10 protein-coding genes and 1 pseudogene are annotated in these 14,106 nt (G+C 60.5%); 1 reads left to right on the forward strand and 10 read right to left on the reverse strand.

Features of this window, described 5'->3' with window-relative positions; all coding sequences use genetic code 11:
- Positions 1–5 precede the first annotated feature (5 nt).
- From ACOYXG_RS04365 to ACOYXG_RS04375, 3 genes and pseudogenes are all read right to left on the reverse strand, one after another.
- A pseudogene (locus tag ACOYXG_RS04365) lies at positions 6–194 on the reverse strand (SDR family oxidoreductase); the annotation flags it as partial.
- Between the two features lie 61 nt (positions 195–255).
- On the reverse strand, positions 256–1,080 hold the full coding sequence (locus ACOYXG_RS04370; protein WP_414888837.1) for an SDR family oxidoreductase: 825 nt from the start codon (positions 1,078–1,080) through the stop codon (positions 256–258).
- A 36-nt stretch (positions 1,081–1,116) separates the two neighbouring features.
- Positions 1,117–1,581: a hypothetical protein gene (locus tag ACOYXG_RS04375; protein WP_027610918.1), complete on the reverse strand. Its 465-nt coding sequence runs from the start codon at positions 1,579–1,581 to the stop codon at positions 1,117–1,119.
- 178 nt (positions 1,582–1,759) lie between these two features.
- Here ACOYXG_RS04375 and ACOYXG_RS04380 point away from each other — a divergent pair, with 178 nt between their 5' ends.
- Positions 1,760–4,612, forward strand: coding sequence for an RHS repeat domain-containing protein (locus ACOYXG_RS04380; protein ID WP_460356115.1), 2,853 nt, complete (start codon positions 1,760–1,762; stop codon positions 4,610–4,612).
- Positions 4,613–4,686: 74 nt separating this feature from the next.
- On the opposite strand, the gene ACOYXG_RS04385 is transcribed toward ACOYXG_RS04380, so the two are convergent.
- From ACOYXG_RS04385 to algG, 7 genes are all read right to left on the reverse strand, one after another.
- Positions 4,687–6,138, reverse strand: coding sequence for a mannose-1-phosphate guanylyltransferase/mannose-6-phosphate isomerase (locus tag ACOYXG_RS04385; protein ID WP_183785837.1), 1,452 nt, complete (start codon positions 6,136–6,138; stop codon positions 4,687–4,689).
- 155 nt (positions 6,139–6,293) lie between these two features.
- Positions 6,294–6,950, reverse strand: a complete 657-nt coding sequence (locus ACOYXG_RS04390; protein WP_007969549.1) for an alginate O-acetyltransferase AlgF — start codon at positions 6,948–6,950, stop codon at positions 6,294–6,296.
- A 15-nt stretch (positions 6,951–6,965) separates the two neighbouring features.
- Positions 6,966–8,138: an alginate O-acetyltransferase gene (locus ACOYXG_RS04395; RefSeq protein WP_027610920.1), complete on the reverse strand. Its 1,173-nt coding sequence runs from the start codon at positions 8,136–8,138 to the stop codon at positions 6,966–6,968.
- Between the two features lie 10 nt (positions 8,139–8,148).
- On the reverse strand, positions 8,149–9,714 hold the full coding sequence (locus tag ACOYXG_RS04400; RefSeq protein WP_027610921.1) for an MBOAT family O-acyltransferase: 1,566 nt from the start codon (positions 9,712–9,714) through the stop codon (positions 8,149–8,151).
- 194 nt (positions 9,715–9,908) lie between these two features.
- Positions 9,909–11,033 carry a mannuronate-specific alginate lyase gene (locus ACOYXG_RS04405; protein ID WP_460356120.1) on the reverse strand — a complete coding sequence of 375 codons (1,125 nt, stop codon included), beginning with the start codon at positions 11,031–11,033 and terminating at the stop codon, positions 9,909–9,911.
- An 8-nt stretch (positions 11,034–11,041) separates the two neighbouring features.
- The gene (locus ACOYXG_RS04410) at positions 11,042–12,502 is read right to left on the reverse strand and encodes an alginate O-acetyltransferase (protein WP_096795172.1); all 1,461 of its coding nucleotides are present in this window, start codon (positions 12,500–12,502) and stop codon (positions 11,042–11,044) included.
- A 10-nt stretch (positions 12,503–12,512) separates the two neighbouring features.
- A complete protein-coding gene (gene algG, locus ACOYXG_RS04415; RefSeq protein ID WP_041064886.1) occupies positions 12,513–14,099 on the reverse strand; it encodes a mannuronan 5-epimerase AlgG in 1,587 nt (528 codons plus the stop codon).
- Between the last annotated feature and the right edge of the window lie 7 nt (positions 14,100–14,106).

The raw sequence follows: 14,106 nt of genomic DNA on the forward strand, positions 1-14,106 counted from the left end.
CGGTCTCAGAGCTTCCCACGCAAGCCGAACCGCTTCATCAACGTCGATTCCAGCAACCCCTTGGGCAATAACGTCGCCAGCAATGGCAACGCGCGGCTGCCATTACCAATGCGGATCAAGCGTGGCGGCGTGTTCTGCTGCACCGCCTTGAGCAACTCAGCCGCAAACTCACTGGCCGGGGTCGGCTTGTCCTCCCACATTTGGAATGCATTCTCCTGTGGGAGCGAGCCTGCTCGCGAAAGCGTCAACCCGGTCTCAGAGCTGGCCGCGCAACCCGAACCGCTTCATCAACGTCGACTCCAGCAATCCCTTGGGCAATAACGTCGCCAGCAATGGCAACGCGCGGCTGCCATTACCAATACGGATCAAGCGTGGCGGCGTGCTCTGCTGCACAGCCTTGAGCAACTCAGCCGCAAACTCACTGGCCGGGGTCGGCTTGTCCTGCGAGGCCTTGGCCCGCGCACGAATTCCCTCACGCAACGGATACCACGGTGATTGCTCGTTGATCAGTTGCTCCGCTTCATGCCCGGCATTCTTGGCGAAGCTCGACTGAATCGCTCCCGGTTGCACTTCCATCACGCGGATGCCGAACGGCGCCAGCTCCATGCGCAGCGCATCGCTCAGCGCATGCACCGCGGCCTTCGAGGCGCAGTAGGCGCCGGCGAACGGCGTGACCAGTACCCCTGAGACACTGCCGATGTTCACCACCAGCCCCTTGGTCCGGCGCAGTACCGGAAACAGGGCGCGGGTAACGCCGACAATCGAGAACACATTGGTTTCGAACTGGCGCTGCATGGCCGGCACGCCACCGTCGAGCAGCGGCCCCATCGCGCCATAACCGGCGTTGTTGATCAGCACGTCGAGGCCGCCGTGTTGCTGGTTGATGCGCTCGGCGAGTTGTTCCAGCGCCACACTGTCATTGACGTCCAGCGCGATCGCGCTGAACCCGGCAGCGGCGAGGGTCGCAACATCATCAGCCTTGCGCGCACTGGCCCAGACCTCGTAACCGGCGGCTTTGAACGCATCGGCGAGGGCGCGGCCAATGCCGCTGGAGCAACCGGTAATCAACGCAACGGGCATGGCGCATTCCTTGTGCAAAAAATGGGAGGAGGGGGATCAGTCGGAGAAACTGCCCTGCAAGCGCTCGGCACGAAACTCCAGGGTTTGTGGGCGATAACCGGGACGCAGCGGCGGCATTGGCAGGCAGTCTTCCCAGTCGCCACCGGCCTGCAGTTCGCCGGGGCCGCGATAGCGCGGGGCGGTGTATTGGTTGTCGGCCAGATTGACCGTGTCGCCCGGCGCGTAAGCTGCGATACGCCAGCGCAGTTCAGTCAGCGGCACGTCGTTGCCGTTTTTCATTTTCAATTGCAGCGGCCGATCTGCCGGGCATTGTTCCGGTGCATAGCTGATGCGCATCTCAAGGCGCGCCAGTTGCTTGAGCTCGCGGTTGTCCAGCCACACCACCCACATGGCCACCAGGCCCAGACCGATAGCCGCGGCCACGGAGACCGGCACAGCCTTGGCGGGATAGCGCAGCAGCAGAATCAACCAGGTGATGATCAGCAGGATGCCGATGAACATGAGGGAAGGCTCCTTGGTTCGTGAGTACCATCCTACCGGAGGGCCGGCGCAATGGACATTCGCGCGTATTCCGAATGTACCGTCAGTCGGTACTGTAATTTCTGACAGTTGAAAATCGCAAAGCGCGGATGCTCTGATGCCCTGAAGCATGGATAACGCTAGTGCCGGGAGCAAGCTGATGAACAAGCATGGCAAAACACCGACGCTTTCAGTAAGCGACCCGCGCGGACTGCAGGTTCGGACGGTTGGTTATTGGCGTGCCGACGACCTTTGCCCAGCTCAAACCCGCGTCAATCGCACGGTGCGCGACGCTGCTGGAAGGGTTGTGGAACAGTGGGATCCGCGCCTGTGGGCACTGCAAACGACCGAGCCGCTGACGCCAGCGAATCTGCGCACCCTTTATTCGTTGATCGGGCAAACGCTGCGCTCCGACAGCGTCGATGCCGGTACGCAGCTGGCGTTGTACGGGCTCGGTGCCGAGACGCTGTACGACTGGGACAGTCGAGAAACCTGGCGCGAGGTGCATCACGACCCGCTGCTGCGTCCGATTGCCGTGTTCGAAGAAGGCGCATCCGAGCCTAGGCGGTGCGTCGAACGTCTCACTTACGGTCAGCCCGGCGCGGGTGATCCCTCCCGGAATCAGCTGGGCCAGTTGATTCGGCACGATGATCCGGCGGGTAGTGTGTGCTCGCAAAGCTTTGCAATCAGTGGGCAATGCATTGAAAGCACGCGGCACTTCACCCTCGACCCCAGCGTCCCCGATTGGCCGCAAAACGTTGATGACCGCCAGCGCTTGCTGGAGCCCGGTGACGGTGCAACGACCCGCTGGCGCTTCGGGCCGCTGGGGCAGGTACTCGAACAAGTCGATGCACGTGATAATCGACAGGACCGCGAGTTGACGCTGGACGGTCAGTTGCGTGCCTGCCATCTGCAATTGCGGCACCAGACCAAAGCGCAAACGCTGGTGAGCGACATTCGTTACAACGCTGATGGGCAAGTCACTCAGGAACTGGCGGGCAATGGTGTGCTGACGACGCTGACCTATCAGCCCGAGGACGGTCTTCTGCTAACCCGCCATGCGAGGAAAGCCGGGGGCGAGGTATTGCAACATCTGATCTACGACTATGACCCGATGGGCAACTTGCTGAGCATCGAGGACAAGGCACTGCCGATCCGGTATTTCGCCAACCAGCGTATCGATCCTGTCAGTCGTTTCGACTACGACAGCTTCTACCAGTTGCATGTGGCCACCGGTTGGGAAGCAGGTGCTGCTACTCAAGGTCCGGCGTCCATCGGACGTGACGATCCGGCAGCAGTGAGCAATTATCGACAGACCTTCGACTACGATGAATCCGGCAATCTGCTGCTGCTGACGCATGTTGGCGCGCGCAATGGCCGCGAGCTCAAAGCTGCGCGATCAAGTAATCGCTGTTTGCCTTACCGTAATGGCGTGCCACCGACGGAAGAGGAGATTGCCGCGGCGTTCGATCCCCGTGGCAATTTGCGAGCGCTGTACGCGGGGAGTTCATTGACGTGGAATCTGCGTAATCAGTTGCAATCGGTCACGCCGGTCGAACGTGCCAGCGGCCCCAATGACCGTGAACACTATTGCTACGACGGTGCCGGTCAACGTGTGCGCAAGATTCGCTCACTCCAGACGAATGCCCGCGGCGTCACGGCCCAGGTGCGCTATTTGCCTGGACTGGAGCTACGCACCGACACGGCCACCGGTGAGCAATTGCAAGTGATCTGCGTCGAGGGCCACATCAGCCGTGTACACGTGCTGCACTGGGAAAGTGCTCCGCCCACCGGTTCCAATGACCATTATCGGTACACGCTGACGGATCATCTCGGATCGACCTGCCTGGAACTGGGCGAGGATGCCCGGCTCATCAGTCAAGAAACATTCTTCCCGTTCGGTGAAACGGCGTGGAGCAAGGACACCGAGGCCAGTTACAAAACCCTGCGTTATTCGGGCAAGGAGCGCGATGCCACAGGTCTCTATTATTATGGCTATCGCTATTACATGCCGTGGTTGCAGCGCTGGTTGAATCCTGACCCGAAAGGCTTTATCGACGGGCCGAACCTGTATCAGATGGTGGGTAACTCGCCCATGAACCATGTCGACACCGATGGGGGCGGGAAGACCGCCACATCTGAGTTGGCTGACAGTGTGCAAAAGCAGCAGGCATTAATGAGCACGATGACCTCGGCGGCAGCGGACGTCAGAAACTCATTGCTCAATCACACTCAGGCGCGACACCGGTTTCAGGCCTTGGCCAGGCGCGTCGGGACGCAACTGGCCAGCAGCATGTTCAGCGCAGGCGCTCAAGCCGCAGGGGGCACGATTGGCACTGCAATGGGCACCGTGTTCGGACCGGTAGCCGGTTCGCTTGGGGGCAAGATTGGCACGAAGGTCGCCGATAAGTTGGCGGGTGCAGCCATCGACAAGGTGGTGGACACCTATCAGTTGAACCGACCTATCCATTTCAAGGGCAGCGAATTGAATCCCAAGGCTCTGGTTGAAAGCGTCGAGCCGAAAAAGAAGCTGAGTCTTGCCACAGTGAAGCTGCAATTGGCAGCGCATGATCCGCGCACAGCCGACGGTCGATCACGCTTGACCCAAATGGCGCGCGCCAAGGTCGAGGGCAAAGTGATCGAGGCAGTCTCTGAAAAACTGGGACCAGAAACTCGGGGGCTGTTCCAGACGGGGCGGGAATTCATCCATGCAGCGCAGGGACTGAATGCTGAGGCGTTAAGCAACACTTATGAACATCTTTCGGCAAACATCGACATGGTCGAGTTCAGGACGCAGGCCATCCTTACCGAGCTGGCAACCACCGGCAGCGCGGATCCGGAGCTTTTCGAAGCGGTCTCCGACTTGTCGATGCAAACGTCCAGTACGCTGCAGAGCCTGCGGCGGACCCAGGACTTTATCGGACTGCTCGCACCGGCTCCCTACGCGGGAAGGCAGCAATCGCTGGGGGGACATTCCCGGCCGAGGCTGACTCGACAACATTCGTTGAGTTGAAAAAAAGCCCCCGCCCAACCCACTGCGGATAGGGGACGCAGCGGGCTGGACGGGGGCTTCTTATTGCGGAACGCTTACTGCGCGATGGTTTTCACCGACACGCCGCGTTCGATCGGGGTCGAGCGACCGTAGATATCTTCAAAGCGCTCGATATCGTCTTCGCCCAGGTACGAGCCCGACTGCACTTCAATGATTTCCAACGGGATCTTGCCCGGGTTGCGCAGGCGGTGCACCGAGGCGATCGGGATGTAGGTCGACTGGTTTTCAGTGAGCAGAAAGACGTTCTCGTCGCAGGTCACTTCAGCAGTGCCGCTGACCACGATCCAGTGTTCGGCGCGGTGGTGGTGCATCTGCAGCGACAGGCACGCGCCCGGTTTGACCGAGATGTGCTTGACCTGGAAACGCCCGCCCATGTCCACCGAGTCGTAGGAACCCCACGGACGATAAACCTCGCAGTGGTTCTGGGTTTCGCTGCGACCCTGCTCGTTGAGGGTGTTGACCATCTGCTTGACGCCCTGAACCTTGTCCTTGTGGGCGATCATCATCGCGTCCTTGGTTTCGACCACGACGATGTTTTCCAGACCGATCACCGACACCAGTTTGCCGTTGCCGTGGATCATGCAGTTCTTGCTGTCCTGGATCACTACGTCGCCCTTGCTGACGTTGCCGTTGGCGTCTTTCTCGTTGACTTCCCACAGCGACGACCAGCAACCGACATCGCTCCAGCCAGCGGTCAGCGGCACCACGCAGGCACGCTGGGTTTTTTCCATGACGGAGTAGTCGATGGAGTTGTCCGGGCAGCAGGCGAAAGTGGCTTCATCCAGTGTGACAGTGTCGGCGTCCTGCTGGCTGCGCTCGAGGGTCAGCAGGCAGGTGTCGTAGATGTCCGGATCGTGCTTTTTCAGCTCTTCGAGGAAGCGGCTGGCGCGGAACAGGAACATGCCGCTGTTCCAGTAGTAGCCTCCGGATTCAACGTACTCGGTGGCGCGTTTGACGTCGGGTTTTTCGACGAAGTGCGAGACGCGGCTGACGCCTTCCGGCAGCAGCGAATCGCCGGTGGACTTGATGTAGCCGTAACCGGTTTCCGGTTTGGTCGCCGGCACGCCGAACAGCACCATTTCGCCGTTTTCGGCGGCCACGGTGGCCAGGGCGAGGGCGCGTTGCAGGGCTTTCTGGTCTTCCAGCACGTGGTCGGCCGGCAGCACCAGCATCAGTTCGTCACGGCCTTCGTTGACCAGCATCATCGCGGTCAGCGCTACCGCTGGCGCAGTGTTGCGGCCGAACGGCTCCATGAGGATGCGCTGGCATTCAAGGTTACGGGTGGCCAACTGCTCGTTGACGATGAAGCGGTGATCCTTGTTGCAGACCACGATCGGCGTGTCCATGCCTTCGAACACCAGACGTTCCAGGGTTTGCTGGAACAGCGTGTGTTCACCGGTCAGGGCGAGGAATTGCTTAGGAAACTGCTTGCGCGAAAGCGGCCAAAGACGTGAACCGCTACCACCTGACAAGATCACCGGAATCATGTTGTTTACTCCATAAAAATCGATTGGTTAGAGGCCCTGTGGGAGCGAGCCTGCTCGCGAAAGCGGTACATCAGTCGACATTGATGTTGGATGTCGGACCGTATTCGCGAGCAGGCTCGCTCCCACAGGGTTACTGCGTCAGTTCATGAAATTGGTTAGCGAGTCGACACCGGGCGTTTCACCCAGACTGGCGACAGGCTGCTGCCGGAACCGGTGACGTACAGCACCGCTGCTTCACCGCGCTCAAGGGCGACCGGTTTCACGTCGCCGACTTTCTTGTCGCCTTCGTACAGCGCCAGGCTGACTTTCACCGGGTTGATTTCACGTTCGCCACGGCCCTTGGCCGCCACGTTCGGCACCACGTCGGTCTTGCCGTCGGCGGTCTTCAGGGTCAGCGGCTTGTCGCTGAGGTTCTGCACGCGCACCAGGGATTTCTGCTTGTTCTTGAACGGTGGTTCTTCGATCAGTTGTGGCGCGCCGGACGCGTTGTTGACCAGGGTGTAGTAGTGGTCGCCGGCGAGTTTGACCGGCAGGGTCTGGCTGCCGACCTTGGCGCTGTAGTCGCCGCCCGGCATGAAGCTGAAGTCGCTGCTGGCCAGTGGCGCAACGTCGCTCAGGTTGGTGCTGCCGACGGTGGCGCTGACTTCGGCGTTGCTGGCGTTGTAGACGCGCACGAAGGTCGAGCCTTTCGGCGCGGTCGGGCCGTACAGCGCGGCGTCACCACCGGCAAAGGCCTGGACCGACAGCACGCTCAGACCAGCAACCAGTGCGAAGCGTTTGGCGAGACGACGAGGAGTAGTAGTGAAAGTCATGGTGTTACCTCTCTTTCAGTTTTGCGCCCGATCGGGCGTCTCGGATTTAGTGTTGATAGCTACGTTTTGTTGGCGAGCACCGGCTTGTTTGAGCTCTGCGACCCACTGTGGGTCGGCGTCGCCGATTTCGTTGTTCACAGGCAGATATCGTTCAGGAAACTCCCAGATCAGCACCTGTGGCGGGCTGTTCTTGAAGTCATCGCTTTTCAGGTAGCTGAGCATCGGCAGGATCGGGCCGTGGCCGTCCTCGGCGTAATTGACCACGTCGCTGTGCAGCGCTTGTTTCAGCGCACCGACGAAGTTCCAGTTGGGGTTGGCGCTGTAGCTGGTACCGATCAGTGCGACCGGTACTTCGCTGCTGGCGAACAGCGCGTCGTCACCGGCAGGCTGCTCGGCGGCCACGGTGTTGCGCTTCTGCAGCGGCTCTTGTGCCGGCATCAGGTTTTCAAACAGCGGATCCAGTGGCAGGAACAGACGCAGGTCGCCCTTGTGCGTGACCTTCTCCGCTGGCGTGGTGACAAAGCGCTGTGGCTCGCCGCTGAGCGGGAACTTGTCGGCGATAGTCTTGGCCAGGGTGTTGGCGGCGATTTCAGCGCCTTCCGGGGTCCAGTGGGTGTCGGTGCGCAGGAACACTTGCTGACCGTTCTGCTTGGCTTTTTGCAGTGGGCCAAGCAGGTCCGGGGCGAGGATCTTGTCTGCGGCGACACGGGCGTGGAAGTCCTGATAGAGGTTGGCGTGGATGCTCGCCGGTTTCACTTCACCCAGGTGTTCCGGGTACAGACGCACCTTGGCCGGCACGATGGCCATCACCAGTTTCACGCCTTTCTCTTTCAGGGTCTGGCGCACGCCTTCGACCAGCGCGTAGTTGCCTTGCAGGTTCAGTTCTTCGTTGACGATCGGGTTGAATTCCTCGTCGCTGTATAGCCACTGATCGCGACCGAGCACTACGCCTGGACGACCTTCGTTGAACAGTTTGAAATCCAGCGCCGCCCAGAGGTTGGTGCCCAGACGCTTGATCGGAAACTGATCGTCGTAGTGGGTTTCCACGGCTTTGGTCCAGCGACCGTTAAGCACGGTCGCATCGGCGTTGGTGCTGAAGCCGAAGAAGCTGCGCACCGACCACAGACCGAGCACCAGCAGGGTCACCAGAAACAGCGCGATGTAGAAGATGCGTAATGAGCGGGTCATGTCAGATCCCTCAGAACTGGAAGTAAAGGAACGGCGAGAAGCTTTGCGCCGAGAGTTTGAGAATCGAGGCGATGAACAGCAGCAGGATCAGCCCGCGCATCACGTAGCGTGACCAGTCCGCCGTCCAGTAGGCCGGTTGCACCTGCGCCTCGACGCCGACGGTGTAGCCAGGCTCATGGATGCTCGCCGGGTTCTCGCCGGGGGCTGCCTTGATCATGCCCGGGGTCGCGGTGGCAGGGCCGTTGGCCTCGACGTTGACTTCAGGTTTGCTCTTCACCGGAGGCTGGTTGGTGTACAGATCACGCAGGCCGAAGAACGCCAGGGTTGCGTACGCCACCACCAGGGTCGCCACTTGCAGACCGGTGAGGCTGGCGCGGTTGAGTTCCGACAGCGACCAGTCGCTGAAGCTGAACATCGCGCCGTACATGCGCCCGGCGACGTGCAGGTTTTCGGCACGGAAGATCACCCAGCCCATCACCACCAGCAGGAAGGTCAGCGCCCAGCGGATCGGGTTGAGGCTGCGCGGCGAGGTGTTGATGCCGAGCATTTTTTCGATCGCCAGCCACATGCCGTGCCAGGCGCCCCAGACGATGTAAGTGATGTTCGCGCCGTGCCACAGACCACCCAGGAGCATGGTCAGGAACAGGTTGCGATAGGTCATCAGCGTGCCTTTACGGTTACCGCCGAGGGTGATGTACAGGTAGTCACGCAGCCAGGTCGACAGGCTGATGTGCCAGCGGCGCCAGAACTCGGTGATCGACTGGCTGATGTACGGCTGCTTGAAGTTTTCCATGAAGCGGAAACCCATCATCAGACCCAGACCGATGGCCATGTCGCTGTAACCGGAGAAGTCGAAATACAGCTGCGCGGTGTACGCCAGCGCGCCAAGCCAGGCATCCCCGGTGGTCGGGTTTTGCAGGGCGAAGCAATGATCGGCAACCACGGCGAGGGTGTCGGCGATGAAGACCTTCTTGATGAAACCCTGCATGAACCGCGTGCAACCTTCGGAGAACTTGTCGAGGGTGTGGGTGCGGTTGTTGAACTGGTCGGCGAGGTCGCGAAAGCGCAGGACCGGGCCGGCAATCAGGTGCGGGAAGATCGCCACGAACGCCGCGAAGTCGATCAGGTTGCGGGTGGCCGGGGTGTCGCCGCGATACACGTCGATGATGTAGCTGATCGATTCGAAGATGTAGAACGAGATACCGATCGGCAGCAGCACGTGGGTCAGGATGAACGGTTCCAGACCGAACGAGGTCATGATCGCGTTGATGCTGTCCACGCCGAAGTTGGCGTACTTGAAGTAGCCGAGGATGCACAGGTCGACCGCCACGCCGAGCAGCAGCCAGCGCTGTGCCGGTTTGCTGCGCACGCCGGCGGCACCGACTTTCAGGCCGATCCAGTAGTTCCACAGGGTGACGCCGGCGAACAGCGCCAGGAAGTCCACCCGCCACCACGCGTAGAACACGTAGCTGGCGATCAGCAGCAACAGGTTGCGATAGCGTTGCCCGCTCAAGTAGTACAAGCCGAGAAAGATCGGCAAGAACAGAAACAGGAACACGTTGGATGAAAATACCATCCCGATCTCTCCATGTTTGAACCAACAGTCAAGGGCCAAAGCCCCCCCAAACCCCCCGTGAAAATTCAGGGGGCGACATCACTTCACTGTGGGAGCGGGCTTGCTCGCGAAGGCGGTGTGTCAGTCGACATCAGTTTTGAATGTCAGACGGCATTCGCGAGCAAGCCCGCTCCCACAGGGGATTGCATTCACTCTTACGAACCCTTGTTGCCCTTCTCATGCGACGGGTCGTAGACCTTGGTCAGGTCGCCGCCGAGGCGGAAGGTCTTGAACGGCTGCATGCCGTGCTTCTTCTCGATCACATCCGCCGGGCAGGTGTAGAGGGTGCAGAACGGTTCGAGCCAGGCGAATTTCATGTCCTCTTTCAAGTCGGTCATGTCCTGCTCTTTGCCGTTCTTCTTCTCGAACTGGTCCGGGTCTTTCACCCCGGCCAGCACCCGATCACCCAGACGCTTGAGCGCGCTGTTGTTTTCCTGACGCAGATCGACACCGTTGATCTGGGCGAAGCTGGCGATCATCGCCAGTGGCGGCAGGGCGTAGTTGTGATAGGCGAGGGCGCGTTGCTGGCGCTTGAGCTCGTTAGGCAGGAAGCCGTCGGCATCGACTTGATTGACCCCGACCTTGTATTCCTTCACTGCCCAATCGAACAGGTCGCGACGGTTGGTGGCGATCGAGGTCGCCATCACCGACCACGCGGCCCAGTACGAGTGGTTGTTGGTTTTTTCCAGCGGCAGGTTGTCCCAGTCGCTGACCACCTGATCGGCCATCTTGCTGAACCACGCCTCGATCTGCTGCGCTTCTTGCTGATGCGTGGCCAGCGGATGCGAGTCGGAGAACTTCAGGCGAATGTACGAAGAGGCCATGCTGCCCAGCGCCCATTTGCGCATTGATTTGCCGGTGTGGTTGAAGTCTTTCGACATCAACGCATCGGCCTTGGCCCACGCGGTCAGCCAGTTCAGCGTGCAGTCGAGCTGCTCCGGACGACCGTCGCGCATGAACTGCATCACCCGTTTGGCGGTGCCGCGCTCCAGCGTGGTGATGTCCTTGGTGGTGTCGCGGAAGGCTTTTTCCGACTGCACGTTCAGCGTCGCGCGAGCCTTGTCCGAGCCTTCGTACTTACTGCGAAATTGCAGCGGCCCGGTGTACGGCGCCGGCATCGCGTCGCAGCCTTCGCTGTTGTCGCCGCTCTTGAATTTATCCACCGGCGCAAAGTAGCCCTGTGGCGGACGCAGTGGTGCGGCGGCCTGAGTGGCCCCGGCGAACATCGCCAGGGTCAGCAGGGATGGCGCAAGCAAGTGTTTGATCGTTCGATTTCGCATAGCAGACCTCATTGCCCGAGCTGAGCGGTTTGTGGCCCAGCGCCCGGGAATACGTTGCGTTTGCAGATTTTCGCTTCGACTTTTTGCGGCGCGGTACCCGCTTCCGGGCCCTGGACTTCGACTGCCAGCAGATTTTGCGAGGCCCAGTCTTCGTCCGTGCGCAGCTCAAAGGCGAAACGACCGTCGGTGTCGGAGGTTTCCGGTTTCTCGATCTTGATGTCCTCGTGGCGACCGTTCATGTACCAGAGGGTGGCTTGCAGGGTTTTCACCGAGGGGTCGGCGAAGCGGATGTCGACCTGATGGCTGCTGTTTTGCAGGTTCAGGTTTTTGCTGTTGACCAGCAGTTCCTGTTTGCCGCCAGGCTTGAGCGTGGTGCTGGCGGACATTTGCGCGTCTTTGCCTTCGCAGCCGTTGTCGAGCAGCGACATCATCTGGCGATAGATGGTTTCCTGGTCGAGGCGGTACAGCGGCGAGAATTCCCAGATCAGAATCTTCGGCGGGGTCTTCTGGAATTCGTCGCTACCGAGGTACTGCAGCATCGAACCTTCCAGACCACCGCCGGGGAAGGCGACGTTGAGAATGTCGGCGCCAATGGCCTCTTCGAGGAAGCCGGCGAAGTTGTAGTTCTTGCCGCTGTGCGAGGTACCCACGAGGGTGATTTGCGGGTTGCCGGAGTCACCGAACAGGTCGCCGTCACCGGCTTCGCCTTTCGGCTCGGTGGTGAACTGGTCCATGTACTGGATCGCGTAACTGGTGCCGCACAGTTGCCCGGCCATGTTGTGCAGGGTGCCGGTCTTGCCCATGCGCCCGGTGCGTTTGGTTTCGAATTCACGCTTGGGAATGTCGGCGAAGGCCGGGATCTGCTTGACCTTCTCGGCGACGATTTTCGCTGTGCGCTGGGCACCGTATGGGGTCCAGTGCTGGTCGCCGCGGAAGTAGAAATCGTGGGCGGGCAGGGTGTCCGGCAGCGATTCGTTGGTCAGCGGCGACAGGTCCGGTACCACGTAACCCATCTGCGCGAAACGGCCGAGCATGGTCTTGTAGTTGCCCAGCGCTTTCTCGTAATCGAACGCGGCTTTTTCCTGCGGATTGAGCTTGTTGCGGTTCACCAGGCCACGGGTCGGCTGATAGACGATCACCAGTTCGACGCCTTTGGCCTTGAACGCATCGTGCAGCTGTTGCAGGCGTTTGTAGCCGGCCGGAGTGGTGTTGAACTCGGTGCGCAAATCTTCCTGGGTACGGAACAGCCAGTCGCCCTGCGCCTGCACCAGGGTGGTGAAGTTCTGCTGGTAGCGCGTGGTGTAGTTCTTCGCGTCATGGGCGGCCGGGCACAGGTTGCAGCACGGTTCGGCGCTGAATTTTGGCGGGGTGGCGCCCGCCGCGTCATCGGCGCGGGCAGCATTGCTGGCCGCCAGAATGCCCACGGTCAGGGCCGACAGGCTGAGTAATTTGATCAAGTGTGGGTGCATAAAATTATCCTCAGTCCCGCAGTTCGGTCTGGCGTTCGACAGGGTCGATCAGTACGGCTTTCTGCTGGCGTACCAGCAGGTCGAGAATTTCATCCTGGCGCTCGCCAAGGATGCCGTTGAAGCTGATGCCGCTGGATTTGGTCGGCGCCAGCATCGATACGCGATACAGCTCGACGCTCAACGGCGAGTCGATGGCCATCGGGCCGCTGCCGTTGGCCGCCAGTTCACCGCCGACCACGATCAGCGAGACTTGCGCGTCGAACGGGTCGAGCTTGATGTCACGGTCGGTGTCGGTCAGGTCCTTGATGTGGCCGTAGACGCCGGTCAGACCGTTGGCCATGGCGACGTTTTCGTAGAGGCGGATGTTCACGCTGTTACGAATGCGGATGCCGTGACGTTTGTTGCTGATGACCTTGTTGCCCCACAGCAGGTTGTCGGCGGACTCGTAAAGCGTGATGCCGTCCGTGTGGTTCTTGTAGATCTCGTTGTAGGCAATGATGTTGTTGACGCTGTTACGGTCGATCACCAGGCCCGAGAGGTGGTTGTCGTAGCTCTTGTTGTTGAAGATGAAGCTGTCGTTCACTTCACGGGAAATGATGATGCCGTGCTTCTTCTTCGTACCGTGGACGGTGTTCTCGGCAATGATCAGACCGTGGGAACGGTCGTGCGGGTCGATGCCGTAGACGATGTTGTCCTTGTAGGTGTTGCCCTTGACCACGAAGTCGCGGGTCTCGTAGCAATAGAAGCCGTACCACATGTCGGAGAACTCGGAGCCGACGATCCAGCCGGTCGGTTCAGGGCGTTTGAGCACCTTGGCCATGTTCGGCGTGTACTGGGAAATACTCACCCCGTACGACTTACTGTTGGCGTAACCGAAGCTGGCCATCTTGCTGTTGACGATGTAGGTCTCGGTGCCGCCCCAGGCCAGCAGAAACGGACGGAATTCCTTCGGCGAACGGAAGGTGGCCGGGCCGTTGTCCTTCTCGCGCCAGCCAGTGACTTTGGTGTCACGCACGAACAGCTGACCGTCGTTGACCAGGAACGAACCGGCCTCTTGCGACAGACGCAACTCCTGGGTCTGGCCGTCGATTTCAAGGATGCCTTTGCGGCCTACCACGATCGGCAGCTTCGCCAGGTACACGCCCGGCGAGGTCTCGCTGAAGTACTGCTTGGGCAGTTTCTGCGCCAGATCCTTGAGGTTCAGGTAGCCGTCGTCGACGAAGATCGCCTGCGGGATGCCGTGCTGACGCACCACCCATTCGGCCATCTTGTTGTCGCCGCCGATGAAGTCCTTCAGGGCGTCTTCCTGCATCATCCGGCGCACGCTGATCTTGCCCGGTTTGCTGCGATTGATCTTCGCGGCAGCGGCTTCGGCGGTGAAGCCGGACAGGTCGGGCAGTTTCGGCTTGGCCAGTTCCAGCGCCTCGGTCGGCGCGCTGCTGACGGTGTAGGTCTTGGCTTGTTGCAGCTCTTTGGCGGTGGTCACCGGTTTGCCCTGTTGAGGCACAGCCGGTTCCACCGTGGCGAACGCGCCAGCGGAGGCCAGCAGCATGGCGCCGGCCAACAGGCTGAGCGAGCCTTTCCTTGCATGGTGCATGTCGGGC

This window comes from Pseudomonas sp. G3-39 (assembly GCF_054790485.1).

Coding starts and splice junctions, on each gene's coding strand:
- ACOYXG_RS04370 (WP_414888837.1), bottom strand. CDS start 1,080: ATGCCCGTTGCGTTGATTACCGGTTGCTCCAGCGGCATTGGCCGCGCC.
- ACOYXG_RS04375 (WP_027610918.1), bottom strand. CDS start 1,581: ATGTTCATCGGCATCCTGCTGATCATCACCTGGTTGATTCTGCTGCTG.
- ACOYXG_RS04380 (WP_460356115.1), top strand. CDS start 1,760: ATGAACAAGCATGGCAAAACACCGACGCTTTCAGTAAGCGACCCGCGC.
- ACOYXG_RS04385 (WP_183785837.1), bottom strand. CDS start 6,138: ATGATTCCGGTGATCTTGTCAGGTGGTAGCGGTTCACGTCTTTGGCCG.
- ACOYXG_RS04390 (WP_007969549.1), bottom strand. CDS start 6,950: ATGACTTTCACTACTACTCCTCGTCGTCTCGCCAAACGCTTCGCACTG.
- ACOYXG_RS04395 (WP_027610920.1), bottom strand. CDS start 8,138: ATGACCCGCTCATTACGCATCTTCTACATCGCGCTGTTTCTGGTGACC.
- ACOYXG_RS04400 (WP_027610921.1), bottom strand. CDS start 9,714: ATGGTATTTTCATCCAACGTGTTCCTGTTTCTGTTCTTGCCGATCTTT.
- ACOYXG_RS04405 (WP_460356120.1), bottom strand. CDS start 11,033: ATGCGAAATCGAACGATCAAACACTTGCTTGCGCCATCCCTGCTGACC.
- ACOYXG_RS04410 (WP_096795172.1), bottom strand. CDS start 12,502: ATGCACCCACACTTGATCAAATTACTCAGCCTGTCGGCCCTGACCGTG.
- algG (WP_041064886.1), bottom strand. CDS start 14,099: ATGCACCATGCAAGGAAAGGCTCGCTCAGCCTGTTGGCCGGCGCCATG.